The sequence below is a fragment of the Bradyrhizobium sp. CCGB20 genome, assembly GCF_024199855.1.
Classification (GTDB): domain Bacteria; phylum Pseudomonadota; class Alphaproteobacteria; order Rhizobiales; family Xanthobacteraceae; genus Bradyrhizobium.
The window spans coordinates 2,459,358-2,484,329 of record NZ_JANADN010000001.1; the positions used below are offsets into that span (position 1 = coordinate 2,459,358).

Below are 24,972 nucleotides of genomic sequence, written 5' to 3' on the forward strand. Positions count from 1 at the left end.
CTGCGTGCTTTGCCTACACGTGCTGGCCGCCGTTGATGTGGATCTCGGCGCCGTTGACGTAGGAACTGGTGTCCGTGCACAGCACGTAGATGATCTTGGCGACCTCGTCGGGCGTGCCGAGGCGATGCATCGGGATCTGCTGGTCGACGATCTTCTCGGTGCCCGGCGACAGGATCGAGGTGTCGATCTCGCCGGGCGCGATGGCGTTGACGCGGACGCCGACGCGGCCGAAGTCGGAGGCCATCTCGCGCGTCAGCGCGGCGAGCGCGGCCTTCGAGGTGGCGTAGGCGGCGCCCGCGAAGGGATGCACGCGCGAGCCCGCGATCGAGGTGACGTTCACGACCGAGCCCTTGGCGGTCTTCAACTCTTCGATCAATCCGCGTGCGATCATGATCGGTGCGAAGAAGTTGACGTGGAAGACGTGCGTCCAGGTGTCGAGGTCGGTGTCGACCGAGCCGAGCCGGGAGCCGCCGGCGCCCTTCGGCGAGATCGCGGCGTTGTTGACGAGGGCATGGAGCATGCCGCCTTCGAGGCGGTTGCGGATTTCGGAGATCGCGCGCGCGGTGTCCTCGGGATTGCCGAGGTCGACCTGGATGTGGTCCTCGGGGCCTGCATCCCACGGGCAGTCCTCGGGGAAGGGATGCCGCGAGCAGGTGATGACACGCCAGCCCGCCGACGAGAAGCGGATCACCGTGGCGTGGCCGATGCCGCGGCTGGCTCCGGTCAGGAGCAGCGTGCGGCGCGGCGCATTGGACGAATGCGGCATGGACATCTTTCAGGTCGGCCCAAAGCTGGCGATAAGGCTCAAGGATACATCCGCGTCTTGGACCATGGCTGGCCGGCCGCGTCACGGCGAAATTCGATGCGGTCGTGCAGGCGGAATGGGCGGTCGTGCCAGAACTCGATGCGCGAGGGCGCAATGCGCCAGCCGCTCCAGCCCGGCGGGCGCGGCACCTCGCCGATGACGTGTCTGGCCGCGACTTTCGCGATGGCCTGCTCGAAGGCGAAGCGGCTCTCCAGCTCCTGCGACTGCTTGCTGGCCCAGGCGCCGATCTGCGCCTGCTTGGGCCGGGTGGCGAAATAGGCGTCGGCTTCGGCGTCGGTTACCGGCGTCACGTTGCCGCGGATGCGGACCTGACGGCGCAGCGACTTCCAGTGAAAAAGTAACGCCGCCTTAGGATTTGCGGCGAGTTCGCGGCCCTTCTGGCTGGCGATGTGGCTGTAGAAGACGAAGCCCTCGGTATCGAAGCCCTTCATCAGCACCATGCGCACGTCAGGCAGCCCATCCGCGTCGACGGTGGCGAGCGCCATGGCGTTCGGATCGTTCGGCTCACTCTTGATCGCCTCGTTCAGCCAGGCCTCGAACAGCGCAAATGGCTCGTCGGCGGCGGTGAAATCACCGGATGTTAAGGGTGTCTGGTGTTTCATCGAGGTCGTGTCGGTCATGTCTGGAGTCCGAGTTGCGTCCCGCGGCCCAAAACGCGTTGTTGTCCGCTACCGCCCTATATAGGGCATGGGGGCGCGTTGGCCTATCGGCGATCCGGCCGTCCGGCTTTGTCATGACGATGATTCTGATCGGGCTCGGCTCCAGTGGCTGCAGCTTTTCCCGCAACGACACCCGCGCTTATGCCAAGGCCGACGACAGTGACCTGACCGGCTCGATCGCCCGGCCGGCGAAGGACGCCCCGCCGACCGACACCGATCTTGCCTTCGCCCGCAACGCCGCTTCCGACGTCCTCAGCAAGGGCGACAAGGATTCCAGCCAGCACTGGGAGAATCCGGAAACCGGAGCGCGCGGCTCGGTGACGCCGATCGCGCAGTCCTACGCCGCCGAGGACGGCCGCAAGTGCCGCGACTTCCTGGCGAGCTACGTCAACGGCAGCACGGAAAGCTGGCTCCAGGGCGCCGGCTGCCAAAGCAGCCGTGGCCGTTGGGAGATTCATACGCTAAAGCCGTGGCGGAGCTAGGAATCGGCTCCGCAGGCTAGTTGCAAAAATGCCACTCGCCTCCCACATGATGTGCAGGTGGGGCGGGGAGCCCTTTGAACAATTCGATTTCTTGAAGGAGACGTGACGGATGCGCGACCCCTATGAGGTCTTGGGGGTGCCGCGGAGCGCCAACGCTGCCGCGATCAAGAGCGCCTATCGCAAGCTTGCCAAGAAGCACCATCCCGACAGCAACAAGGATGACCCGAAGGCCGCCGAGCGCTTCTCCGAGATCAATTCGGCGAACGAGATCATCGGCGACGAGGACAAGCGCAAGCAGTTTGACCGCGGCGAGATCGGCGCCGACGGCAAGCCGCGCTTCCAGGGGTTTCCGGGCGGCGGCGGGCCGCGCGGTCGCGCGGGTCCGGGCGGGTTCGAAAGCTATTCGTTCCGCAGCGGCGGCGCGGGCCCCGGTCAGGGCGGCGGTGCGTTCGAGGACATCCTCAACAGCATGTTCGGTGGCGGGGTGCGCGGTGCGCGGCCCGGGGCCGGCGGCGGTGCCCAGTTCGAATTCGACACCGGCGGGATCGGGCTCGATCTCGACGTCAACGTCGCCATGTCCGTCTCGCTGGAAGAGTCGGTCAAAGGGGGCGACAAGCGCGTCCGGCTGCCGAACGGCAAGGAGCTCAACGTCAAGGTTCCACCGGGGGTCACCGAGGGCCAGCAGATTCGGCTCAGGGGGCAGGGCGAAAGCGCCCAGGGCCATCCGCCGGGCGACCTGCTGATCACGATCAGCATCGCGCCGCACCCGTTCTTCAAGATCGAGGGCGCGGACTTGCGGATCGACCTGCCGGTCACGCTCTACGAGGCGGTGCTCGGCGGCAAGGTCCGCGTGCCGACCCTCGGCAATGCCGTCGAGCTGTCGGTCCCGAAAAACACCTCGAGCGGCCGGACCTTCCGCCTCAAGGGCAAGGGATTGCCAAAAGCTGGCGGAACCGGGGATCTCTTCGTCACCATCAGGATTATGCTACCGGACGGGAACGACGCCGAGCTTGAGGCATTGATGGAGAAGTGGCGGGACCAACACCCCTACAATCCACGTAGCGGGCTTGGCTAAGCATGATCCGGACCCGGAGGCCGCGTTGGCGCAAAATGTGCAACGGCTTTCTGAAAGATCAGGCGCCAACAAATAGCTAAAGCGCGAGCCGTTGCGCTTTAGGGCGAGATCGCAGCTGAAGGGGGTTTCTCCTGAGAGCCTTGAGCATCTCTCGACAGATGATGCTCATCATATGCCTGAGGCGTGGTAGCGCTTCTCGGCTCATGTGGTTCGGCGTGTCGGCTGTCCGGCGGGGCAGCCGATAATAAGGTGCGGCCTCGAGAGGGGGACCAGCGCGGTACCAAAAACCCCAATCGAGGCCGCCCGCGTCGATCGGCGGATCGAACGCTGCTCATTTTCTCGTGATCATCCGGTGCGATAATGAGACGCACCCATGTCCTGATTCCAAATTTTCAATGTCGGAATCGAGGCACCGCGTTCAAGCGGTTGCTCAGCTACCGTTTTTCTCTGCCTGGTCGTAGACTGCCTGCGCCACCTTGGTCAGGCGATCGCGGTCGCCGGCGCCGCTGACGACGTAGCCGACGCCGCGCTCGGCCCAGAACAGCGCCCCATCCTTGTCCGTCTTGGCGTAGCGCATCTGAGTCGCGCCGTTCTCGGTCTTGGCGGTGTAGATCGTGTACCGCTCGCCAGAGGCGCCCTCGTACATCAGGAATGACGCCGGACCGTTCGGCCCCGGCAACAGCCGGCCGCCGACGAGCTTCAGCCCGCTCGCCTCAAGGTTCGGCGCGAACACGGTCCAGCCGCAGCGCCTGGTCAGCCAGGCCTGGAGATGGTCGCGCTCGTTGCCGGCGACCTCGACGGGGTGGCGGACCTCGACGACATAGAGGCGGTGGGCGTCGAGCGCGTCCGCCGTGAAGCTCTGGAATGTCGAGGGGGCGCTCGCGGCGCCGCGCGCCACCCAGCCTGCGGTGCCGCCGGCGACGAAAGCGACCAGCACAGCCGCGGCGGCGCCATAGAGCCATTGCCGGGGGCGCCGCTCCAGCCGTTCGAGCTCCAGTCGCGCCGGCACCGGCTCCTGGGCGACGGAATCGTAGCGGGCGTGCAGCATCTCGGCCATGGTCTGCCAGGACTGCACGCGCTCGGCATCCTCGGGGTGCGCGGCAAGCCAGGCCTCGACGTCGGCGCGGCGCTCGGCCGGCAGCTCGCCATCGACATAGGCGTGGAGTTCGTCCTCGGTCACTGCAATCTTGCGGTCGTTCATATCGGTCGTCTCTGGCTCTGCGGCCCAAAAAATCTTACGTGGTTCAACTGCGCTGCTTCCCGCACCATGCAGGGGAAGCGACCCGCGCGATGCATCAACCCTGCCATCATTTCACCCGCTTGAGCGCCGGACGCTCACCTTCCAGCGACGCTTTAACGTGGGCACGGGCGCGCGCCAGGCGCGACATCACGGTGCCGATCGGTACGCCCTGGATGTCGGCGACTTCGCGGTAGCTCATGCCCTCCAGCATCACCAGCAGCAGCACCGAGCGCTGCTCCTCGACCAGCGTCGCCAGCGCCTTCGCGATGTCGCGCCCTTCGGCTTCGGTCCCGCTGGCATCCGGATTGTTCTCCGTCAGCTGCGTGAATTGCGGGCGCCTTGCCAGCGAGCGCCGCCGGTTCTTGTTGAGATTGGTCAGGATCGTATAGAGCCAGCTCCTGACGTCGCCTCCGAGGAACAGGCGCTCCGAGCGCAGCGCCCGCACCAACGTATCCTGCACCAGATCGTCGGCCGCATCCGCATCGCGCGTGAGCGCGCGGGCGTAGCGGCGCAACGCCGGGATCATGGCTTCCACACTCTGGCGAAACGCGCTCATGCCGTCTTTGATGTCCTGCCGTTCGGCGCAAGCGCCACAATCATCATAACACCCGAACGGAACGGCTATTCCGGCCCTCGAAACAGCGTTAACGCCGCGTATTAGGACTGTACCGCGAAGGAGGGCTGGTGTACCTCCAGACCACAACGAGAGCTCGACGGGACGTTAGCAAATGGCGCAGAATTCAGGTCTGATGCAGGGTAAGCGCGGGGTGATCCTCGGCGTTGCCAACAACCGCTCGATCGCCTGGGGCATCGCCAAGGCATGCCACGCGGCCGGCGCCGAGCTCGCCTTCACCTACCAGGGCGACGCGCTGAAGAAGCGCGTCGAGCCGCTCGCCGCCGAGATCGGCGGGCTCGTGCTCGGCCATTGCGACGTCACGGATGCCGCGACCATCGATGCCGCGTTCGCGGTGCTGAAGGAGAAGTGGGGCAAGATCGACTTCCTGGTGCATGCGATCGCCTATGGCGAGCAGCTCGACGGCCGCTACGTCGACACTACGCAGGAGAATTTTTCGAAGTCGATGCTGATCTCCTGCTACTCGTTCACGGCGGTGGCGCAGCGTGCCGAGAAGCTGATGACAGATGGCGGTTCGCTCATCACGCTCAGCTATTACGGCGCCGAGAAGTGGATGCCGCATTACAACGTGATGGGCGTCGCGAAGGCGGCGCTGGAGGCCAGCGTGCGCTATCTCGCCGCCGACCTCGGCGAGAAGAACATCCGCGTCAACGCGATCTCGGCGGGACCGATCAAGACGCTCGCGGCGTCCGGCATCGGCGACTTCCGCTATATCCTGAAGTGGAACGAACACAACGCGCCGATGCGGCGCAACGTCACGACCGAAGACGTCGGCGGCAGCGCGCTGTATTTCCTCTCCGACCTGTCGCGCGGCGTGACCGGCGAAGTCCATCACGTCGATTCCGGTTACCACGTGCTGGGCATGAAGCGGCCCGACGCGCCGGACATTTCGTTCGGCGGGAAGGACTAGCCCTTAGCTCTGGAATGCCCGTGCCCACGATCTATTATCTTCGCCACGGCGAGACCGAGTGGAATGCGCTCGGGAGGCTTCAGGGCACCAAGGACGTTCCGCTGAACGCGCGCGGACGCGGTCAGGCCGTGCAGGCCGGCGGCGTGCTTGCGGATCTCTTCAAGCGCGACGGCAAGGACAAGACGGCGTTACCCTACGTGTCGAGCCCGCTAGGGCGTGCACGCCAGACCATGGAGCTCGCGCGCGGCAAGCTCGAACTGCCGGTGGCGGACTATGGCCTCGACGATCGCCTGCGCGAGATCGGCTACGGCTCCTGGGAAGGGCTGACGCTGGCCGAAAGCGAGGCGGCCGATCCCGAAATCTACGCCCGGCGCCTCGCCGACAAATGGACGGTGGGCCCCGCGGGCGGAGAGACCTATGCCGATGTGCAGGTCCGCGTGCGCGCCTGGTACGACCAGCTCCGGACCGACACCGTCGCGGTCGCCCATGGTGGGACTTGCCGGGCCCTGATGGTCTCGCTCGGCCTGGAGACGCCGGCCAGCGCCGCCGAGCTCTATATCGAGCAGGGCGCCGTCTACGTCTTTCGCGACGGCCGGCTGGAGAAGTACAGTTAAGCCAATTCCCCGTTATCCCGGGGGTTGAACGCCGTGTGCCCGGGCGCTACCACAAGTCAGAACTGACTGACGAGCCAGCGAGCAGCGATGTCCTTCAACACCTTCGGCCATATGTTCCGCGTCACCACCTTCGGCGAGAGCCATGGGGTCGCGATCGGCTGCGTGGTCGACGGCTGTCCGCCCATGATCCCGCTCACCGAAGCCGACATCCAGCAGGATCTCGATCGCCGCCGGCCCGGCCAGTCGCGCTTCACGACCCAGCGCCAGGAGCCGGACCAGGTCAAGATCCTGTCCGGTGTGATGGCGCATCCGGAGACCGGCGTGCAGGTGACGACGGGCACGCCGATCGGGCTCCTGATCGAGAACACCGACCAGCGCTCGAAGGACTATTCCGAGATCAAGGACAAGTTTCGGCCGGGCCATGCCGACTTCACCTATGAGGCCAAATACGGCCTGCGCGACTATCGCGGCGGCGGGCGTTCGTCGGCGCGCGAGACCGCGATGCGCGTCGCCGCCGGCGCGATCGCGCGAAAAGTGCTGCCCGACGTGAAGGTGCGCGGCGCGCTGGTGCAGATCGGCCCGCACAAGATCGACCGCGACAAATGGGACTGGGACGAGATTGCGAGAAATCCGTTCTTCTGTCCCGACAAGGACAAGGCGGCGTTTTTCGAGACCTATCTCGACGGCATCCGCAAGAGCGGCTCCTCGATCGGCGCGGTGATCGAGGTCGTCGCCGAAGGCGTGCCGGCGGGCCTGGGTGCGCCGATCTACGCCAAGCTCGATTCCGAGCTGGCAGGTGCGATGATGACCATCAACGCAGTGAAGGGCGTCGAGATCGGCGCCGGATTTGGCGCGGCCGAGCTCACCGGCGAAGAGAACGCCGACGAGATGCGCACCGGCAATGACGGCACACGCTTCCTGTCCAATCACGCCGGTGGCGTGCTGGGCGGCATCTCGACGGGACAGCCGGTGGTGGTGCGGTTCGCGGTGAAGCCGACCTCATCGATCCTCCAGCCGCGTCTCACCGTCGATCGCAAGGGTGCCGATACCGAGATCTTCACCAAGGGCCGCCACGACCCCTGTGTCGGCATCCGCGCCGTCCCCGTCGGCGAAGCCATGATGGCGTGTGTGCTCGCCGATCACTTCATTCGGGATCGCGGGCAGGTTGGGCGCTAACGCAGGGCTTGATGTCGCGGTACTAGCCCACCGCGCAGCTTGACGATCCCACAACTTCGTCCGCAAATGCGGCCATGGAAAGCTCCGAGCTCCAGCGCATTACCCACTGGTTGATCGACGGCGCGAGGTCGTCGGGGACGCCCTCCGAAATGATTGCGGATGTCTGCGAACATCTGGTCGCAGCCGGCCTGCCGCTGGCGCGCTTCGGCATCTTCATCCGCACGCTGCATCCGGAAATCTTCGGCCGCAACTTCATCTGGCGGCAGGGCCAGGCGGTCGAGATCGGCACCGTCGATTTCGAGATCCTGGAGACGCCCGAATTCGCCAAGAGCCCGCTGCGGATCGTGTTCGAGCAGGGGATCGAGGTCAGGGGCCGCATGGACGACCCCGACAGCAAGCGCTTTCCGTTTCTCGACGACATGCGCGCCGAAGGCGTGACCGACTACATCGCCGTGCCGATGCCGTATCTTGACGGCTCGATCCACGCCACGAGCTGGGTCACCCGGCATCCCGGAGGGTTCAGCGACGACGACATCGCGGCGATCCGCACCATCATGGCGCCGCTCGCGCGTGTTGCCGAGATCATCAGTCTGCGCCGCACCGCCGAGATGTTGCTCGACACCTATGTCGGCAACCGCGCCGGCGCGCGCATCCTCGGTGGCCAGATCCGCCGCGGCCACAACGACACCATGCAGGCCGCGATCTGGCTCTCCGATCTGCGCGGCTTCACCGCGCTGTCGGACCGGTTACCGGCCGAGACCGTGGTCGATATCCTCAACCAGTATTTCGACTGCCAGGTCACCGCGATCCGCGGCCACGGCGGCGAGGTGCTGAAATTCATGGGCGACGGGCTGCTCGCGGTGTTCCCGATCGACGAATATGTCGGCGATGCCGCCCATGTCTGTTCGCGCGTGCTGGAGGCGGCGCGCGAATCCCGCGCCAGCGTCGAGGCGCTGGCCTTTCCGGTCGGCGACGTCGTCGAGCGCTTCCGCTTCGGCGTCGCGCTGCATGTCGGCAACATCCTCTACGGCAATATCGGCGGCGGCAACCGGCTCGACTTCACCTGCATCGGCCCCGCCGTCAATCTCGCGGCAAGACTCGAGAAGATCACGGGTCGCATCGGGCGGACCGTCGTCGCCTCGGAAGGCTTCGCCAAGGTCTGTCACCACGACTGGCACGAGCTCGGCGAATTTCCCATCGCCGGATTTTCCAAGGCGCAGCGCGTGTACGGGCTGGCGGAGGAAATGCCGGTGGTGATGGCTTAGGGCGTCTTTCCAGGAGCGATGTCTGCTCCAAGACCGGCCGGTCCCGACACATTGCCGCAACAATGGAAAAGGTATAGTGTTCGTCGCTGCTCAGCCAGCTCGATATGCTGGCCTTTCGTTCGATCCCTGCACTGCGTCGCGAAAAGAGGAGCACAATCATGCCGATTACGACGCTGAAGGTCTTGGCTAGCCTCATTCAATTGCACGGACCTGGTGCAACCATTCAGAGCGACCATCAGGGTATCGACGCATTGCTGAACGATCTGCGAGGACAGGGGGCGGAGCAGGGCGTCGTCTCCGACGACCCCGTGGCGACCCAGGCTGCTTTCAGACGGGGCGCTTTTGCTAAAGGCGCCAACGCAGGTGCCTTCCGCAGGGGGGGCTACGCGCCGGGCGTCGGGGCGTTCCGCCGAGGCGGATTCGTTAGAGGGTACTAGACAAACTTCTTCCAACTCGTCTCGGTGTCGGCATGCCGGCTGACGGTCCAGATTGTGTCGCCTTCCAGGATCAGCCAATTACGCAATTGCTGGTCAAGGTCGCGGCGAGATGTAACATCGACTGCTCCTATTGTTACTGGTTTCGCGACGCGTCCGTTTACAGCAAACCGAAGCTGATGAGTCCTGACGTGCAGCATCGTCTGCTGCAGCGCATCGAGGAGCATGTCGTCAGATTTTCGCTCACCGATTTTCCCGTCATTCTGCACGGCGGCGAGCCGTTGCTGTGGGGCGTCGAGAATTTCCACCGCTTTGCCGAGGCCTGCGAGGCCATTTCATCACGGACCGGATGCGGCATACCGATCGCGGTCACGACCAACGGCGTGTTGATCGATGACGAATGGCTGGCCTGCTTCGAGGCCCGCAACATTTCGGTTGCGATCAGCGTTGACGGGCCGGCCCATATTCACGACCTCCACCGCAAGACCTTTCAGGGGACGGGCACTCATGCCAGCGTCGAACGTGCCGTTCGCATGCTGGTATCGCGCAACATCGGGGTCATTGCCCTGGCCGTCTGCAATCCCGCTTATGCGCCGCAGGAATACGTCGATTTTTTCGCCGCGTGTGGAATCGCCAACTACGACATCATGATCCCCGACGCGACGGTGGATGAGAGGCCTCCATCCATTGCCGCCTTCTACAAGGGGCTGTTTGGCTTGTGGCTCGAGGCAAATCGCGCAACGCCAACGACCGATATTCGCATCATCTCCGACATGATCACCGCCCTGCTCGGCGATAATTCGCCGACCGAAGGTGTGGGTCACAAACCTGTCGAGCTTTGCACCGTGATGACCGATGGCACCGTGGAGGCCCACGATGTGCTGCGAATTGCAGGCGACGGCTTCACGAACACCAGGTTCAACATCTTCGATCATGCGATCGATGAGGTCCGAAACGAGCCCCGCTGGAAAGCCGCGCGCGATGCTTCGATCAATCTTTGTACGAAGTGTCGTCAATGCAAGTTCATGAACGCCTGCGGGGGCGGCTATCTTCCGCATCGTTTCTCCAGGGAGCGCGGCTACGACAACCCTTCGGTCTATTGTGAAGATCTCTATTCGATGTTTGAGAGCATGCAATCCGTGTTGGAGAGCCATCTCTACGTCAGCAAGCCAGACGGAGGGCGCGTCAACGTGGGCGATACGCTGACAGGCGCCTAGTCGAAACCGACTTCGTCAAGATGAAGTACAGCGCGGGGAGCACCCGTGGTCTCGCGGAACGCGATGCCGGCTCGTGCAATGCAGCATCCGCGGTCATGCCTCCGATCGTCCCCCATGCGTATGACGGGAAATCTTTAGCATTCTGGACGAGTTTCGGCGCGCTATTCCTCTGGCTCCGTCGTGAACAGCAGCGGATAGCCCTTGGCGCGTCCGGCGTCGGTGGCGCGGGTGGCCTTGGTTTCGGCGACGTCCTTGGTGAACACGGCGACCACGCAGGCGCCCAGCTTGTGCGCGGTGATCATGACCTTGTAGGCCTGATCCTCCGTCATGCGGAACTCGGCCTTGAGGATCATCGTGACGAATTCGCGTGGCGTGAAGTCGTCGTTGATCAGGATGACCTTGTGCAGTTTGGGCCGCTCGACCTTGGTCTTGGTCCGCGTCTTCGGCGTAGTGACAGTGTCGTTCATTCCGCCTCCTGGACACGGCGGGCTCGGGTTCCCGGCCGGAGCGTTCAGCTCGTGGCCTTCGCACCATATTGCAGGACCTGCACCTTCTCCAAGGTGATCAGGCCGCTCGACATCATGCCATCCAGGATGGGCAGGAATGCGTTGATGTTGTCCTCGCTGTCGACGATCTCGATCAGGAGCGGCAGATCTTCCGAGAGCCGCAGGATCTTCGAGGTGTGCAGCCGGCTCGACTTGCCGAACCCCATCGGGCCGCGCAGCACGGTGGCGCCCGCCAGATGCCGCTCGCGCGCCGTCGTCACGATCGCTTCGTAAAGCGGTTTGCCGTCGAAATGGTCGCTCTCGCCGATGAAGATCCGGAGCGAAACAGCCTGATTGGGGATTTGCATGGTCAGCTCCTCGTCAAGCGGTTGTAGCGGCTTGCCATCATATGGCCGAGCCACACCGACACCAGCCAGCAGATGATAGAAGCCGCGATATAGGCGAGCGCCATGTATTTCATGCCGCCGTGGAACAGGCGGAAGGTCTCCAGGCTGAAGGTCGAGAAGGTGGTGTAGCCGCCGCAAAACCCGGTCATGACGAATTGCCGGTGTTCGGGCCGCGCCAGCACGCGGCCGTCGGGGCCGGTCAGCGTCGCGTAGAAGCCGATGATCAGCGAGCCGGTCGCGTTGATGAACAGCGTCGCGACGGGAAAGCCCGGCCCGGTGTCGAGCGCGAGGCCGACCAGATATCGCGTCAGCCCGCCGACGATGCTGCCGGCGGCAACCCAGGCATAGAGTATCGCGCTGCGCCGGCGTTCGGCAGAAGGAGAGTTCATCTGCCTCTAGCCCCCAAGGCTGTCGGCAAGGATGAAGCCGCAACTGACGGCCGCAAGGCACAGCCCGACCGAGAGCACGACATTGCCGAGGGCATGCATCGGCTCGCCGCTCCGCGCCAGGGTCAGCGTTTGCAGGCTGAACGAGGACACCGTGGTGTAGCAGCCGAGGAACCCGGTCACCGCGAACAGCCATGGATCGGGCGCAGCGAAGACCGAGCCGGGATGGGTCGCCAGCGCGCCGAAAATGCCGATCAGGAAGGCGCCGGTGACGTTGATGGTCATGGTGCCCCAGGGAAAGGTCTCGCCAAGCTGCCGCGCGATCGCGCCCGAGACGAAATAGCGCGCGCAGCCGCCGAGAACGCTGCCGACCACGATCGCGATCACTCCGCTCAGCACGGCGAACGACCCCCCATCATCATTTGTCCTCCGCTGCCAGACCATTGCCGACGGCGAGCAGCCCGACGAGCGCGATCAGCGCGAAGCCGAGCCCGGCCAAAAACGTTCCGACCGGACCATAGGCATCCCACAGCGCGCCGGCGATCACGCTTGCGGCCAGCAAGGCAAGTCCGGTGAACAGGTTGAAATAGCCGAACGCGGTGCCGCGCAGGCTCGGCGGCGCGGCGTCGGCGACGAGGGCCGAGAGCAGGCCCTGCGTCAATCCCATATGCAGTCCCCACAGCACGACGCCGAGTGCGAGGCCCGGAAGGTTCGGCAGCAAAGCGAGCGCGAGATCGGCGCCGGCAAGGAAGACGAGGCCGAGCGCGAGCAGGCCGGTCCGGTTGATCCGGTCCGACAGCACGCCGGCCGGATAGGCCGACAGGGCATAGGCCACGTTCATCAGCACCAGCACCGCCGGCACCCACATCGCATTGAGCCCGATGTTCTGCGCGCGCAGGATCAGGAAGGCCTCGCTGAAGCGCGCCAGCGTGAACACGATTCCGACCGCGACGACGCGCCAGTACACGGATCCAAGCTGCCGCATCGCGGCGGTGTTCAGCGGATTCTTCGACGGCTCACGACCAGGGTCCGGCTCCGGCTCGCTCACCGCGAACGCGATCAGGCCGAACGACAGGAACGCCGGCAGCACCGCCACCCAGAACACAGCGGCAAAATTGTCCGCCGTCCACCACATCAGGCCGATCGCCAGGAGCGGTCCGACGAACGCGCCGATGGTGTCGAGCGACTGCCGCAGGCCGAAGCTCGCGCCGCGCAGGCCCGCAGGCGCGATATCGGCGATCAGCGCATCGCGCGGTGCGCCGCGAATACCCTTGCCGACGCGGTCGATGAAGCGCGCGGCAACCAGCCATCCGACGCTGGGGGCAAGCGGGAACAGCGGCTTTGTCAGCGCGGCCAGCCCGTAGCCGAGCGCTGCGAGGAGCTTGCGCCGGCCGAGCCAGTCGGACAATGCGCCAGAGAAGATCTTCGTGATCGAGGCGGTCGCCTCGGCGACGCCCTCGATGAAGCCGACCGTGAGCGTGGAGGCCCCGAGCACGGTGACGAGATAGATCGGCAGCAGCGCGTGGATCATCTCGGAGGAGACGTCCATCAGCATCGAGACGAAGCCGAGCACCCAGATCGCCCTGGGCAGCTTGGTACGCGCAGCATTCGGTGTCGTCGTCGTCACGCCCTTCTCCTTGGCCTTCGCGTCCCGGCCCTTTCAGGCTGTCGTTTCCAGGCAACAAAAAACCCGCCGGCGGCGGGTTCGTCCATGCTCCCGCCGAAGGCAGAGGCTCAAAGATTGCCCCACCTCAAGCAGGAGTCATCAGCCCACTACGGTCACAGGCCGATGGGCGGTTGTCGGGGGACTCCATCCCCATCTGTACGTCCAGCCTAGCATGGAAATCGCACCGGACAAGTGGGCGGGGAAGCCCTGTCCCGTGCAGCGTCAATCCGGACTCGACGCCGCCGGACGCGCCGGAATGACGGTGCGGGATTGCGCATGTTCCAGCGGCGCGAGCGCGGCAACACGGCGGCAGCTTTGCGCAAGGCGCGCAAAATTCCCCACTCGCAGATTCCTAACTCGCAGATTCTTAACTCGAATGTGAAGCGCAAGCGATCTTCGGACTTTGCGGCAAGGCGATTGCATGTCACCATCGCGTCATACGACGGGAGACTGCGATGCGCATGCTGTTCTCGATCGGGGCTGTGCTGGTGGCCGGCGTGCTTGCCGGAGGGGACGTCGCGGGCATCGCGGCACCAGGGCCAAAATTTGAGCCGCCCAAAAATCAGCCGCAACGGCTGGCGGCCGACAGGGACGCGCAGACGGTCGATGTCGAGCTGGTCCTTGCGGTCGACGTCTCCTACTCCATGGATATGGACGAGCTCGCGATCCAGCGCGAAGGCTATGCGCAGGCGATCCAGTCGAAGGAATTCCTCCAGGCGCTGAAGCTCGGTCCGAATGGCCGGATCGCGGTGACCTATTTCGAATGGGCTGCTTCCAGCGACCAGAAGATCATCATCCCGTGGCGGCTGGTCGACGGACCGGAGACGGCGGACGCGGTCGCCGCCGAGATCATGAAGACGCCGATCCGGCGCGCCTCGCGCACCTCGATCTCCGGCGCGATCACGTTCGCGATGCCGTTGTTCGACGAGGATCCCTATCGCGGCTTGCGCCGCGTCATCGATATTTCCGGTGACGGCCCCAACAACAATGGCGGCCCGGTCACGGCGGCGCGCGACGCCGCGCTCGAGAAGGGCATCGTCATCAACGGCCTGCCGATCATGGTCAAGGAGCCGTCCTATTCGACCATGGATATCGACAATCTCGACTACTATTACGAGGACTGCGTCATCGGCGGTCCCGGCTCCTTCGTCATCACGATCAAGGACCGCGACAAGTTCAAGGAAGCGATCCGCACAAAACTCCTGATGGAGGTCGCAGGCCGCATGCCGGAGCGCCCCGTGACGCGCGTTGCCGACAAGGAGCCGCGGGTCAATTGCATGATCGGCGAGAAGATCTGGTCGGACCGCTGGGGGCGCTGATCCACGCTACCCCGAATGAGACCAATTGCCCCATCTCGCCTGACGGTTGAATTTAACCTCTCTTTAACCAGCGCGAGGGCCTAATCGAATTGTTTCTGTTTGCTTCTCAAAGGTCTCTTCGCGCTGCTGTCCGGCGTGCGAACAAAAGCGGGTCCGTCGGACAAATCCGCCGAGCAATCCAATGGCCGTCATCTCGTCGAGCACCAACCAGATTTCGCCCGCCAACGAGCGGATGTACCACCAGAGCAATCTGGTCGGTGACTGGAAGGGCAATTGGGCAGGCAACAACCAGGCCGTCGGCTTCAAGGTTGTGAACATCCGCGGGGCCCGGGCCCAGATCGAGTACACCCATAACGGGCACACCGAGCGCGGTTTCGGCCAGGTTAATGGCGCGACCATCACCTATGGCAACGTCACCGTCGGCACCAAGGATGGCAAGACTCTCGCGCTCGTGTTCTCCGCCGGCGGCGGTCAGGCGAGCGCCACTCTCGAGAAGCAGGCGCCCCCAGGTTCCGACAGCAATTTGATGGGAAGCTGGGGCGGCTATTCCTCCGACAACGGCAAGAGCGCGAGCTTTCGCGTGCTGGCCATCAACGACAAGGAAGCCACGGTCAGCGTCACCACCGACGGCATCACCCGGCAGGGCACCGGCTACGTCTACAAGAACGTCATCATGTTCGGGCAGTCGCAGATCTCGACCAAGGACGGACAGAACGGCACGATCATCTACCAGGTCGGCAGCAAATCCTTCTCGGTGCCCGTGACGAAATATCCGCCGGCGGATTCGTCGTCCTCGGTGGACGTGACGGCCTGAATTTCAGCCTGCTGGGCGGGCTGCCTGCCCCTCACCAGTTCGGCGCCCGTTTCTCGACGAATGCCCTCAAGCCCTCCTGCGCTTCGTCCGACGTCGCGACGTTGCAGAAATCGTCTACGGCGCTCGCGATGCTGCGCCGATAGTCGAGATCGATCTGGCGCATGAAGGCGGCGCGGCCCATCCGCAGCACGGCGGCCGATTTGCTCGCGAATTGCGCCGCAAGCTTTCCCACCTCGGCGTCGAGCTCGGCATCGCCGACGACGCGGTTCACCACGCCGAGCTCGCGCGCCTCCATGGCGCTGAAGACGCGGCCGGTGAACAGCAGCTCGAAGGCGCGGTGACGTCCCACGATGCGCGGCAGATGCGCATAGTGGATCGCGGGAATGACGCCGACGTCGATCTCGGGATAGCCGAACGTCGCGCTCTCGGCGGCCAGCACCACGTCGCAGGACACCGCCATGGTCATGCCGCCGCCGCGCGCCGCGCCGCCGACCGCGGCAATCGACGGCTTTCCGAGCCCATATTGGGCGTCGTAAAGGTCGATATAGAGAGCCTGGAGGAATTCGCGGATGTCGGCGCCGGATTTGCCAAGCAGGATGTCGAGGTCGAGGCCTGCCGAAAAGCGCTTGGCAATCGCGCTCGCCAGCACGACCACGCGCGCATCCGGATCGTTCGCTGCGCGGTGAAGCGCCGCGACCACGGCACGGATGACCTCGAGGCTCAGCGCGTTGACGGGCGGGCGGCGCAGCGTGATGCGGGCGATGTTGCCAGCGCGTTCGTAGGCGACGGGATTGTCAGATGTCACCCTGTTCTCCATGCTTTTGAGATCTCTGCACTACTCATCTGCGTCCACCCCGTCATTGCGAGCGAAGCGAAGCAATCCAGAGTCCTTCCGCTGCGGCAGCCTGGATTGCTTCGCTGCGCTCGCAATGACGCCCGATACACTCGCGCCGCCTTGCTCGATCGCCAGCTTATGTTGCGGCGTGAGCTGTGCAAGACCTCGGCGCGCATGCTAGGCTGCGCGCAGGAGATTGCTTGCAAGACGGGAAAACCAATGACCAACGAGCACCCGATGATGGCCGGCTCGGCCACCGTCTTCGTCGTCTCCGACATCGCCGCGAGCCTCGCATATTACCGCGACATATTCGGCTTCGAGGTCACCTTCGAATACGGCCCGCCCTTGTCCTACGCCTGCCTCTGCCGCGACGAGGTGGCCCTGCACTTGCTCGCGGCGGCCGGGACGAAGCGATTGCCGGGGCAGGGCGGCCTCTGCATCTTCGTGCGGGATGTGGACCAGCTCTACGCCGAGCTGTCGGAACGCGGCGCAAGGCTCATCGGCCAGCCGGAGGATCGCGACTATGGCATGCGCGACTTCGATGCGGTCGATGCCGACGGCAATCAGGTCACGTTCGGGATGGGGACGGACGCCGCGGCCTGACAACGCCGGCCGCGGGCCCGCCTCGGGTCAGATCCGCGCCTCCAGGATCAGGTTGAAGGGCGTCTCGGCGGCGCGGCGGAAGCGCGACAAGCCGCCTTCGCTGGCGACCTTGCGCAGCCTTGCCTCGCCGGCCTGTGCGCCGAGCCCGAGACCCACCTCCTGATCGAGCGAGGCCGGCGTGCAGATCATGGTCGATGCCGCATAATAGATGCGCCCGACCGGGTTGAGATTGTCTTCGAGACGGTCGCCCGCGAACGGTTCGACCAGCATGCAGGTGCCGTCCTTGGCCATCGTTTCACGCACGTGCCTAATGGCGCCTACGGGATCGCCCATGTCGTGCAGGCAATCGAAGAAGCAGACGAGATCGTAGCCTTCGGCCGGATAGGTCTTGGCGGAATGAACGGCAAAGCTGACCCGGTCGCCCAACCCGGCCTCATTGGCCTCCTTGCGCGCGGCCTCGATCGAGCCCTCGTGATAGTCGAAGCCGTAGAAGCGGGAGTTCGGGAAGGCCTTCGCCATCAGTCGCGTCGAGACGCCGTGCCCGCAGCCGACATCGGCGACCTTGGCGCCCCGCTTCAGCTTGTCCACGACGCCGTCGAGCGCTGGCAACCATTCCTGAACCAGATGATGCATGTAGCCGGTGCGGAAGAAGCGGGCGGTGCCGCAGAACAGGCACTCGCTGCGCCGGTTCCAGCCGACTCCCTTGCCGGACTTGAATGCGTCCGTAATCTTCGGCTCGTCGAGAAACGTCGATGCAATGACATTGCCGACCGCGCCGAGGAACACCGGGCTGTCCTCGTCAGCGAGCGCCATCGCCTGCTCGGGCAGCATCGAGAACTTTCCCGAAGCGGAGTCGTATTCGATGTAGCCGGATGCCGCCTGGCTCGCGAGCCATTCGCGGACATAACGCTCCTTCGTTCCGGTCGCGCTTGCGAGCTCGGAAGAGTTCATCGGTCCCTTGGCCGCGAGCGTACGGTACAGACCGAGCTTGTCCCCGAGCAGCACCAGCGATGCATTCATCGCCGCACCGAACTCGGTGACCATCTTGCCCATAAAGGCATTCAACCTGTCGGAATTGACCTCCATGACAGCCTCCATGCGATGTCGGACATTTTCAAGGATCTGCGCAATAAGCGTGGGGCGCACGCTTGCGGGTCCTGTAAGTGGGTCAATCCGGCGCGGAGGAGGTTCAAGGCGTCACGAAGAGGTAATCCGGGAACCAAGTGACGTGATCAGCGGCATCGCATCGCTGGTATTCGTACGTTCCCGGGCGTATAATTTGCGAGCTTTTTCGACGGTCTCCTGTATGCCCAGCCTCGTACGTTCCTGCGGTCTTGCCACTCTCTTCGCGGTGCTTTGCCTCGGCGGAGCGCCGGCGCATGCGCAGGTCGCGCCCTTGCAATATTGGATCCCGGGCGGGCCTTTCGGCTTCGGCGGCAGCGCCGTCCAGAGCTCCGACGGCTACGGCACTTTCCCGAGCTTCAATGCCGGCGATGCCAACGCAGGTTACGGTTTCCGTCCCGGTTTCTTTGTCGGAAGCCAGCACGGCAATCTTGGTTTGAGTGGCCTCAGCCAGCCGGTGCCTTCAGGCAATTTCAGCGCGCTTTCTTACGACAGCACGCAGTTCGGCTACAACTATAAGACCGCGGGCGGCATGCCCGTCACGTTCTTTGCGGGTTTCGACACGCTCAAGCTTGGCAACGGCATCGGCAGCTCGCTTGCCCCGCTCACCTCCAGCGCCGCGCCCGGCTATGGCGCGTTCGCCGGTGTCGAGTTCAAGCCGACCTCCAACCTCAGCCTGTCGTTCGGCGCCGGCTTCACCCAGCGGGACTCAGGCCGCATGGACAGCGACATCAATTCGTCGATGCTGCCCGGCGAGTCGCCGGCGTTGGGCGGCTTGCGGCGCTAGAGCGCTCACGCGTCGATTTCGCCACCCGCTTGACCGCGGCCGCGCTGGCCTACGACAAGCCCGCTATCAGCGGGCGCTGCAGGTGCTTCGCCATCAGCTCCGCCGCTTCGGCGTAACGCCCTGTTTCCAGAACCTCGAGCAGGCGCAAATGCTCGCGCACGTGCCGCCGCATGCCGTCGCGGTCGGCGAAGCTGCGATAGGCGAACAGGCGCCGGATCGAATTCACGCGCCGGAGCGATTCAAGAAAGAAGGGATTGCCGGCGCCGCGGATGATCTCCTCGTGGAATTCGCAACCGGAATGAAAAACCTCGCCGATCGTCATCTTCTCCAGCTCGCCTTCGAATACGCGCTGCTGGCGCTCGCGCAAGCGTGCAATCACCTCCTGGGGCAGCGCAAAGCCGGGCTGCGCGATCGCCGCAGGCTCGATCACCGCGCGAAACGCCATGGCCTTGGCCTGGGCTTCCGGGCTCGAGACCGTCTCTGCGAAGCGCCAGCCATAACCGGGCAGGCGAGCAATCCAGCCCTCGACGGCAATCCGGTCGAGCAGCCGCTGCAGCTCAGCCCGGGTGAGGCCATAGCGCCGCATCAGCTCCGCCTCGGTGACGTCTGCGGGCAGCCGGCTTGCGAGCACGTCGCCTGCGATGGTCGCATAAACCTGTTCGCTGCGCCTGACGGCTGCGAGGGCCGGTTGGGCTGCGCCGCTGGTCGGATTCTTGGCCAGCACGAACCCGCGATGCGGCTCGCCGCGCGCGAGTCCTGCCGCTTCCAGAGCCTTGAGGCCGAGCCGGATCGGCGCGCGTGAAAGATCGAGCGCATCGGCAAGCCGTTGTTCGATCAACCGATCGCCGGCTTTCATGCCTTCGCGTTTGGCGAGCGCCATGATCAGGCCGGCGAGGTGCTCAGCGCGCTCGGAACCGCCTCTGCTCGAGGCGGGCTGTCGGGAGCTGTCGGAGGTGGCCATTGCAGTGCACACAGATTTTGAGCTTGACAGATTGTCCCATGGATTGTTCTTTAATGCAATAATATACAATCAAGCCCAGGGAGAGCCTGATGGCGCATGCGCCGGATGTCCTGATTTGCGAGGTCGGCCCCCGCGATGGCCTGCAAAACCTGGACGTGTTCGTTCCCACCGAAGCCAAATGCGCGCTGATCGATGTGATCGCCGCCGCCGGCATGCGCGAGATCGACGCGGGATCCTTCGTGCCGCCGAAGGTCGTGCCGCAATTCGCCGATGTCGATGCGGTGATGGCGCACGCCCTCGCGCACAAGACCGCGACCATCGGTGCGCTTGTGCCGAACGTGAAGGGCGCCGAGCGCGCCATCGCCGCCGGTGTCGATGCCGTGTACTTTGTCATCTCCGCCAGCGAGACGCACAACCGCGCCAATGTGCGCCGCTCGATTGAGGAGCAGCTCGAGGGGTTTCGCGCGGTCCGCGCCGCGATCGACGCCTGTCCGGCGGACCGGCGGCCGCACCTGATGGGCGCGATCTCCACCTCCTTCGGCTGCTCGCTGGAAGGCGAGGTGAGTGAAGCGGCGGTGTGCCGGGTTGCGCGCGCTTTTGCCGAGGCCGGCGCCGACGAGATCGGGCTCGCCGACACCGTCGGCTATGCCACCCCGAAACTGATCAGGCAGATCGTCGAAGCCGTCAGGCGCGACGTCGGATCGCAAATGACACTGCGGCTGCATCTGCACGACACGCTTGGCGCCGGCCTTGCCAATGCCGTCGCCGGCCTCGAAGCCGGGATCCGGCGTTTCGACGCCGCGGTATCGGGACTTGGTGGCTGCCCCTTCGCTCCCGGTGCCCGCGGCAACATCGTCACCGAGGATCTCGTCTTCATGCTGGAGCGCATGGGACTTTCCACCGGCATCGACCTGGACCGCCTGATGCAGACGCGCGAGATTCTGGCCCGCCATATCGCGGCAAGACATCTGACCGGGCACCTGCACGAGGCCGGCATTCCCAAGGTGCTGCGGAGGGCGGCATGACGGCCGCCGCGCCCGAGACGGCATCGGAGCTGCGTCCGCTGGCCGGCATTCGCGTCATCGAGTTCAGCCAGATGGTGATGGGGCCGAGCTGCGGCTTGATCCTCGCCGATCTCGGCGCCGACGTGATCAAGGTCGAGCCGCCCAAGGGCGACCGCACCCGCTATTTCAAGGGTCCCGCGGCCGGCTTCTTCGCCACCTACAGCCGCAACAAGCGCAGTATCGCGTTGGACACGTCGACCGCGGAAGGCCAGAACATCGCCCGGCGGCTGATTGAGGACAGCGACGTCCTGATCGAGAATTTCCGCCCCGGCCTGCTGAAGCGGATCGGGCTCGACTACGAGTCGGTTGCCGCTTTTGCGCCACGCCTGATCTACTGCTCGCTCAAGGGCTATCTGCCCGGCCCCTACGAGAACCGCCTCGCGCTCGACGAGGTCGTGCAGATGATGGGCGGTCTCGCCTACATGACCGGCTTGCCCGACCGCCCGATGCGCGCCGGCGCCTCGGTCAACGACGTCATGGGCGGCATGTTCGGCGTGATCGCGATCCAGGCCGCGCTGGCCGAGAGGCAGCGCACCGGCCGCGGCCGCTACATCCAGAGCGCGCTCTACGAGAACAACGTGTTCCTGATGGCGCAGGCCATGATGTGCGAGGTGGTCAGTGGCCAGCCCTCGATTCCGTATTCCATCAAGGACAGTCCCTGGCCGGTCTACGATCTCTTCGACACCAGGGACGGCTCGAAGCTGTTCGTCACCATCGTCGGTGAGGAGCAGTGGGTGGCGTTCTGCCGCGCCTTCGATCGCGAATCCTGGCTTGCCGATCCGCGCTTTGCGACCAGTAACGACCGTGTCGACCATCGCGGCTGGCTGATCCCCGAGATCGCGAAGATCTTCAAGCAATGGGACAAGGCCGATCTCGCCGCGCGCCTCGAGCAGCTCGATCTGCCCTACGCGCCGGTGAACAAGCCCGGCGATCTCTTCGATGACCCGCATCTGAACCAGTCGGGCGGGCTGACCGACATTCACCTGCCCGATGGCGGCGAGGCGAAGACGCCGCTGTTGCCGATCTCCATGGACGGTCGCCGGCTGCCCAACCGCTACGACCCGCCGCAGATCGGCGAACAGACGCGCGAGATTCTGACCGAGATCGGCATGTCGTCGAACGAAATCGAAACGCTGCAAAAAGCGGGAACGATCCGGATTGCGCCAACGCCGTCCTGACGAACAGATCGATCAAGCAAGAACCGAGGGAGGAGCACATGAACATCACCAGGCGCCAGGCGCTGATCGCAGGCTCCACGTTGGCCGGCGCATCGATGCTGCCCGGGCGGCTCCGCGCCGAGACCAAGCAGGTGTCGCTCGCTTTCGGGCCGGTATCGCCGGTCTACGCCATCGGCATGATCGCCGAGCTGAAGGGGTACTTCAAAGACGAGGGACTCGACTCCAAACTTATCACCGGCAACGCCGGCACATTCGGTCGCCAGACGCTGGCGGCGGGACAGGCATTGTTCGCGCATGGCGATGCCAGCCATCCGCTCCAGCTCAGCGCGCGCGGCAAGCCCTGCAAGATCCTGCTCGCGACCGAGATGATATGCTCTTACGCCAACATCATGGTCCGGCAGGACCTGTTCGAGAGCGGCATCAATTCGGTCGAGAAGCTCGCGGAGTACAAGCGGCCTGACGGCGCGAAGCCGATCGTCGCGGCCACCGCGATCGGCTCGGGCACCTGGGTGTTCGGCACCTACGTGTTCGAGGCGCGCGGGCTCGGCGACAGGGTGAACTGGGTTGCTGGCGGCGGGCCCAACACGATGTTTCCGTCGCTGCAGACCAAGCAGTTCGACGCCATCATGGCGCCGCCGAGCTGGGTCGTCGAAGTCGAGAAGAAGGGTTTTGGCAAGACGATCTACGACACCTCGAAACCCGGCGTGTTCGAGAAGGATTTCGGCGGGACGCTGCCCGTGCTGGTGATCTACACGCTGCAGGACACGGTCGAGCAGGACAAGGCAATGGTGCAGGCCTATGTCAATGCCATCCACCGCGCGATGGCGTTCGTGAAAGCGACGCCGCTGGCGGACGTGCAGGCGCTGGTCACGCCGAAATATTTCTCCGGCATCGACCCCGATGCGGTCAGCGCCGAGCTCGGCTTCGACAAGTCGACCTGGGGCTATGACGGTGTCATCGACAAGGCCGCGTTTGAACGCGGCGCCAAGCCCTGGTACCGCAAGGGTACCGACATTCCCGAGACGAAATACGAGGATGTCGTCGACATGAGCTTCCTCCAGGCGGCCAGGGCGAAATACAAATGATCGCCGCGCCAGGTCCGGGCCTTACGCTCGCACGAAACGAGGATGAGAGAGCCGCGCCGCGCACCCGCATCGCGGTGCAAGCTCTCGCCAAACGCTTCAACGCGTCCGGCCGCGAGTTCGTGGCGGTCGACGACGTTTCCTTCGAGGTCAAGCAGGGTGAATTCGTCGCGCTGCTCGGTCCCTCCGGCTGCGGCAAGAGCACCATCCTCAACATGGTCGCGGGACTGTTGCCGCGCTCGGGCGGACGCATCCTGATCGATGAGGACACGGTCGAGACCGGCAAGGTCAATCCCAGGGTCGGCTATGTCTTCCAGCGCGACACGCTGTTTCCCTGGCGAACCGTGGAGCAGAACATCGGCTATGGGCTGGAGATCGCGGGGCTGCCTAGGACCGAGCGCGCCGGGCGCGTCGCCTCTGCCGTCGACAAGGCGGGGCTCTCGGGTTTTGCGCAGAGCTTTCCCCGCATGCTGTCCGGCGGCATGCGCCAGCGCGTCGCCTTGATGCGCACGCTGATCCTGGAGCCAGAGATCCTGCTGATGGACGAGCCGTTCGGCGCGCTCGACACCCACACCAAGCTCGAGATGCACAAGACGCTGCTGGAGATCTGGGAACGCGAGCGGCAGACTGTGCTGTTCGTGACCCACGATCTCGGCGAAGCCTTGACGCTGGCGAGCCGCATCATCCTGCTCTCGGCGCGGCCCGGCAGGCTCAAGGAAGACTTCGACGTCGCCATCCCGCGGCCGCGCGATCCCGTGGGCGTGCGCGAGACCGCCGAATTCGGCCGCCTCTATTCTCACATCTGGCATTCCCTCGGCGAGGAATTCCGCCGCACCAGGGCCGACTGACCATGTCCAACAGCCGCACCGCCATCCTGTTCTGGCAACTGGCCATTCTCGTACTGGTTCTCGTCGTCTGGCAGTGGGGCTTTGAATGGAGCAAGGCGCTGTTGCCGAAGGCCTATGTGCCGAAAATCCTCGATCCGTATTTCGTCGCCAAGCCATCGCTGATCTGGCAGAGCTTCCTGCGGCTCGGCTGCTTCGCCGATTCCGCCGGCTTTGCCGCCTGCATCAACGGCAACGACAACAATTTGTGGCTCGCCACGCTCGTCACGCTGAAGAACACCTGGTGGGGATTTCTGTTCGGGTCGGCGAGCGGAATCGCCGCTGGCCTGGTCCTCGGCCGTTCGGACTTTCTTGCCCGCGTGTTCGGGCCCTACGTCGTGGCGCTCAACTCGATACCGCGCATCGCGCTGGTGCCGCTGGTCATCCTGATCTTCGGCCTCGGTGATCTCTCCAAGATCGCCACGGCCTGGCTCGTCGTTTTCTTCGTGGTGTTCTTCAACACTTTCGAGGGAACGCGTGCGGTCGACCGCGACCAGATCGCCGCCGCCCGTCTGCTCGGCGCCAGCGAATTCACCGTGCTGCGCACGGTGGTGATCCCGTCCGCACTGGCCTGGGTGTTCGCGTCGCTGTTGCCGGCCGTGTCATTTGCGCTGATCGGCGTCATCGTCGGCGAGTTCATCGGCGCCGAGCGCGGGCTCGGCAAGCTCATCATCGAAGCCGAGGCGCGCGCCAATGCCAGCGAGATGATGGTCGCCATCTTCGTCATGATGTTCGTCGGGATTGTACTGGCGATCGCCGTGCGTTCGCTGCAGTCCTACCTGCTGCGATGGCAGCCGCAATTCGAGCCGTCGGCCTAGCAGTCCGGAAACAATCGGACGGTGGGCGC

28 protein-coding genes and 1 riboswitch are annotated in these 24,972 nt (G+C 64.7%); of the genes, 16 read left to right on the forward strand and 12 right to left on the reverse strand.

Annotated features, from left to right (window positions below; all coding sequences use genetic code 11):
* Positions 1 to 13: 13 nt before the first annotated feature.
* Both NLM15_RS11265 and pdxH read right to left on the reverse strand, forming a co-directional pair.
* The gene (locus tag NLM15_RS11265) at positions 14 to 766 is read right to left on the reverse strand and encodes an SDR family NAD(P)-dependent oxidoreductase (RefSeq protein ID WP_254117022.1); all 753 of its coding nucleotides are present in this window, start codon (positions 764 to 766) and stop codon (positions 14 to 16) included.
* 38 nt (positions 767 to 804) lie between these two features.
* On the reverse strand, positions 805 to 1,446 hold the full coding sequence (pdxH, locus tag NLM15_RS11270) for a pyridoxamine 5'-phosphate oxidase (RefSeq protein WP_254117023.1): 642 nt from the start codon (positions 1,444 to 1,446) through the stop codon (positions 805 to 807).
* A gap of 113 nt (positions 1,447 to 1,559) precedes the next feature.
* Here pdxH and NLM15_RS11275 point away from each other — a divergent pair, with 113 nt between their 5' ends.
* Positions 1,560 to 1,967, forward strand: coding sequence for an RT0821/Lpp0805 family surface protein (locus NLM15_RS11275; RefSeq protein WP_254117025.1), 408 nt, complete (start codon positions 1,560 to 1,562; stop codon positions 1,965 to 1,967).
* Positions 1,968 to 2,076: 109 nt separating this feature from the next.
* On the forward strand, positions 2,077 to 3,042 hold the full coding sequence (locus NLM15_RS11280) for a DnaJ C-terminal domain-containing protein (protein WP_254117026.1): 966 nt from the start codon (positions 2,077 to 2,079) through the stop codon (positions 3,040 to 3,042).
* A 430-nt stretch (positions 3,043 to 3,472) separates the two neighbouring features.
* On the opposite strand, the gene NLM15_RS11285 is transcribed toward NLM15_RS11280, so the two are convergent.
* Positions 3,473 to 4,243, reverse strand: coding sequence for an anti-sigma factor (locus NLM15_RS11285; RefSeq protein ID WP_254117027.1), 771 nt, complete (start codon positions 4,241 to 4,243; stop codon positions 3,473 to 3,475).
* Between the two features lie 106 nt (positions 4,244 to 4,349).
* Positions 4,350 to 4,838 (reverse strand): RNA polymerase sigma factor, encoded by a 489-nt coding sequence (locus NLM15_RS11290; RefSeq protein WP_254117028.1) that lies wholly within the window; start codon positions 4,836 to 4,838, stop codon positions 4,350 to 4,352.
* A gap of 172 nt (positions 4,839 to 5,010) precedes the next feature.
* Between NLM15_RS11290 and fabI the strand changes: the two genes are divergently transcribed.
* From fabI to NLM15_RS11315, 5 genes are all read left to right on the forward strand, one after another.
* Complete coding sequence (fabI, locus tag NLM15_RS11295) at positions 5,011 to 5,826, forward strand: enoyl-ACP reductase FabI (protein WP_254117029.1); 816 nt, start codon at positions 5,011 to 5,013, stop codon at positions 5,824 to 5,826.
* Between the two features lie 14 nt (positions 5,827 to 5,840).
* On the forward strand, positions 5,841 to 6,440 hold the full coding sequence (locus tag NLM15_RS11300) for a histidine phosphatase family protein (protein ID WP_254117030.1): 600 nt from the start codon (positions 5,841 to 5,843) through the stop codon (positions 6,438 to 6,440).
* A gap of 87 nt (positions 6,441 to 6,527) precedes the next feature.
* Positions 6,528 to 7,616, forward strand: a complete 1,089-nt coding sequence (gene aroC, locus NLM15_RS11305; RefSeq protein WP_254117031.1) for a chorismate synthase — start codon at positions 6,528 to 6,530, stop codon at positions 7,614 to 7,616.
* 74 nt (positions 7,617 to 7,690) lie between these two features.
* Entirely contained in the window at positions 7,691 to 8,881 is a 1,191-nt protein-coding gene (locus NLM15_RS11310; RefSeq protein ID WP_254117032.1) for an adenylate/guanylate cyclase domain-containing protein, read from the forward strand.
* A gap of 469 nt (positions 8,882 to 9,350) precedes the next feature.
* Positions 9,351 to 10,532, forward strand: coding sequence for a radical SAM protein (locus NLM15_RS11315; RefSeq protein WP_254117033.1), 1,182 nt, complete (start codon positions 9,351 to 9,353; stop codon positions 10,530 to 10,532).
* Between the two features lie 161 nt (positions 10,533 to 10,693).
* On the opposite strand, the gene clpS is transcribed toward NLM15_RS11315, so the two are convergent.
* The 5 genes from clpS to NLM15_RS11340 are packed head-to-tail and all read right to left on the reverse strand — an operon-like array spanning position 10,694 to position 13,437.
* Positions 10,694 to 10,999 carry an ATP-dependent Clp protease adapter ClpS gene (gene clpS, locus NLM15_RS11320; RefSeq protein WP_254117034.1) on the reverse strand — a complete coding sequence of 102 codons (306 nt, stop codon included), beginning with the start codon at positions 10,997 to 10,999 and terminating at the stop codon, positions 10,694 to 10,696.
* 44 nt (positions 11,000 to 11,043) lie between these two features.
* Positions 11,044 to 11,385 (reverse strand): DUF190 domain-containing protein, encoded by a 342-nt coding sequence (locus NLM15_RS11325; RefSeq protein ID WP_254117035.1) that lies wholly within the window; start codon positions 11,383 to 11,385, stop codon positions 11,044 to 11,046.
* Between the two features lie 2 nt (positions 11,386 to 11,387).
* Positions 11,388 to 11,813, reverse strand: coding sequence for a fluoride efflux transporter CrcB (gene crcB / locus NLM15_RS11330; RefSeq protein WP_254117036.1), 426 nt, complete (start codon positions 11,811 to 11,813; stop codon positions 11,388 to 11,390).
* A 6-nt stretch (positions 11,814 to 11,819) separates the two neighbouring features.
* Positions 11,820 to 12,254, reverse strand: coding sequence for a fluoride efflux transporter CrcB (crcB, locus tag NLM15_RS11335; RefSeq protein ID WP_254117037.1), 435 nt, complete (start codon positions 12,252 to 12,254; stop codon positions 11,820 to 11,822).
* Positions 12,229 to 13,437, reverse strand: a complete 1,209-nt coding sequence (locus NLM15_RS11340; RefSeq protein ID WP_254117038.1) for an MFS transporter — start codon at positions 13,435 to 13,437, stop codon at positions 12,229 to 12,231. The genes crcB (NLM15_RS11335) and NLM15_RS11340 overlap by 26 nt, the downstream gene beginning before the upstream one ends.
* Before the next feature lie 122 nt (positions 13,438 to 13,559).
* Positions 13,560 to 13,637, reverse strand: a riboswitch (Fluoride riboswitch).
* A gap of 294 nt (positions 13,638 to 13,931) precedes the next feature.
* Between NLM15_RS11340 and NLM15_RS11345 the strand changes: the two genes are divergently transcribed.
* Both NLM15_RS11345 and NLM15_RS11350 read left to right on the forward strand, forming a co-directional pair.
* Positions 13,932 to 14,795, forward strand: coding sequence for a DUF1194 domain-containing protein (locus NLM15_RS11345; protein WP_254117039.1), 864 nt, complete (start codon positions 13,932 to 13,934; stop codon positions 14,793 to 14,795).
* A 181-nt stretch (positions 14,796 to 14,976) separates the two neighbouring features.
* The gene (locus NLM15_RS11350; RefSeq protein WP_254117040.1) at positions 14,977 to 15,609 is read left to right on the forward strand and encodes a hypothetical protein; all 633 of its coding nucleotides are present in this window, start codon (positions 14,977 to 14,979) and stop codon (positions 15,607 to 15,609) included.
* A 31-nt stretch (positions 15,610 to 15,640) separates the two neighbouring features.
* Here the strand turns inward: NLM15_RS11350 and NLM15_RS11355 are convergent, their stop codons facing one another.
* Complete coding sequence (locus NLM15_RS11355) at positions 15,641 to 16,414, reverse strand: enoyl-CoA hydratase/isomerase family protein (protein WP_254117041.1); 774 nt, start codon at positions 16,412 to 16,414, stop codon at positions 15,641 to 15,643.
* A 249-nt stretch (positions 16,415 to 16,663) separates the two neighbouring features.
* Between NLM15_RS11355 and NLM15_RS11360 the strand changes: the two genes are divergently transcribed.
* On the forward strand, positions 16,664 to 17,047 hold the full coding sequence (locus tag NLM15_RS11360; protein ID WP_254117042.1) for a VOC family protein: 384 nt from the start codon (positions 16,664 to 16,666) through the stop codon (positions 17,045 to 17,047).
* A 27-nt stretch (positions 17,048 to 17,074) separates the two neighbouring features.
* Here the strand turns inward: NLM15_RS11360 and NLM15_RS11365 are convergent, their stop codons facing one another.
* Complete coding sequence (locus NLM15_RS11365; RefSeq protein ID WP_254117043.1) at positions 17,075 to 18,133, reverse strand: class I SAM-dependent methyltransferase; 1,059 nt, start codon at positions 18,131 to 18,133, stop codon at positions 17,075 to 17,077.
* A gap of 220 nt (positions 18,134 to 18,353) precedes the next feature.
* On the opposite strand from NLM15_RS11365, the gene NLM15_RS11370 reads away from it, so the two are divergent.
* A complete protein-coding gene (locus tag NLM15_RS11370; protein WP_254117044.1) occupies positions 18,354 to 18,956 on the forward strand; it encodes a hypothetical protein in 603 nt (200 codons plus the stop codon).
* A 49-nt stretch (positions 18,957 to 19,005) separates the two neighbouring features.
* Here the strand turns inward: NLM15_RS11370 and NLM15_RS11375 are convergent, their stop codons facing one another.
* Positions 19,006 to 19,917, reverse strand: coding sequence for a GntR family transcriptional regulator (locus NLM15_RS11375; RefSeq protein ID WP_254117045.1), 912 nt, complete (start codon positions 19,915 to 19,917; stop codon positions 19,006 to 19,008).
* Positions 19,918 to 20,006: 89 nt separating this feature from the next.
* On the opposite strand from NLM15_RS11375, the gene NLM15_RS11380 reads away from it, so the two are divergent.
* Genes NLM15_RS11380 through NLM15_RS11400 form a run of 5 tightly spaced genes read left to right on the forward strand, consistent with a single transcriptional unit; the run spans position 20,007 to position 24,943 of the window.
* Complete coding sequence (locus NLM15_RS11380; protein ID WP_254117046.1) at positions 20,007 to 20,942, forward strand: hydroxymethylglutaryl-CoA lyase; 936 nt, start codon at positions 20,007 to 20,009, stop codon at positions 20,940 to 20,942.
* A complete protein-coding gene (locus NLM15_RS11385; RefSeq protein ID WP_254117047.1) occupies positions 20,939 to 22,159 on the forward strand; it encodes a CaiB/BaiF CoA-transferase family protein in 1,221 nt (406 codons plus the stop codon). Before NLM15_RS11380 ends, NLM15_RS11385 begins: the two co-directional genes overlap by 4 nt.
* Before the next feature lie 38 nt (positions 22,160 to 22,197).
* Positions 22,198 to 23,244 carry an ABC transporter substrate-binding protein gene (locus NLM15_RS11390; RefSeq protein WP_254117048.1) on the forward strand — a complete coding sequence of 349 codons (1,047 nt, stop codon included), beginning with the start codon at positions 22,198 to 22,200 and terminating at the stop codon, positions 23,242 to 23,244.
* Positions 23,241 to 24,089: an ABC transporter ATP-binding protein gene (locus NLM15_RS11395; protein WP_254117049.1), complete on the forward strand. Its 849-nt coding sequence runs from the start codon at positions 23,241 to 23,243 to the stop codon at positions 24,087 to 24,089. The genes NLM15_RS11390 and NLM15_RS11395 overlap by 4 nt, the downstream gene beginning before the upstream one ends.
* 2 nt (positions 24,090 to 24,091) lie before the next feature.
* Complete coding sequence (locus NLM15_RS11400) at positions 24,092 to 24,943, forward strand: ABC transporter permease (RefSeq protein ID WP_254117050.1); 852 nt, start codon at positions 24,092 to 24,094, stop codon at positions 24,941 to 24,943.
* Positions 24,944 to 24,972 lie beyond the last annotated feature (29 nt).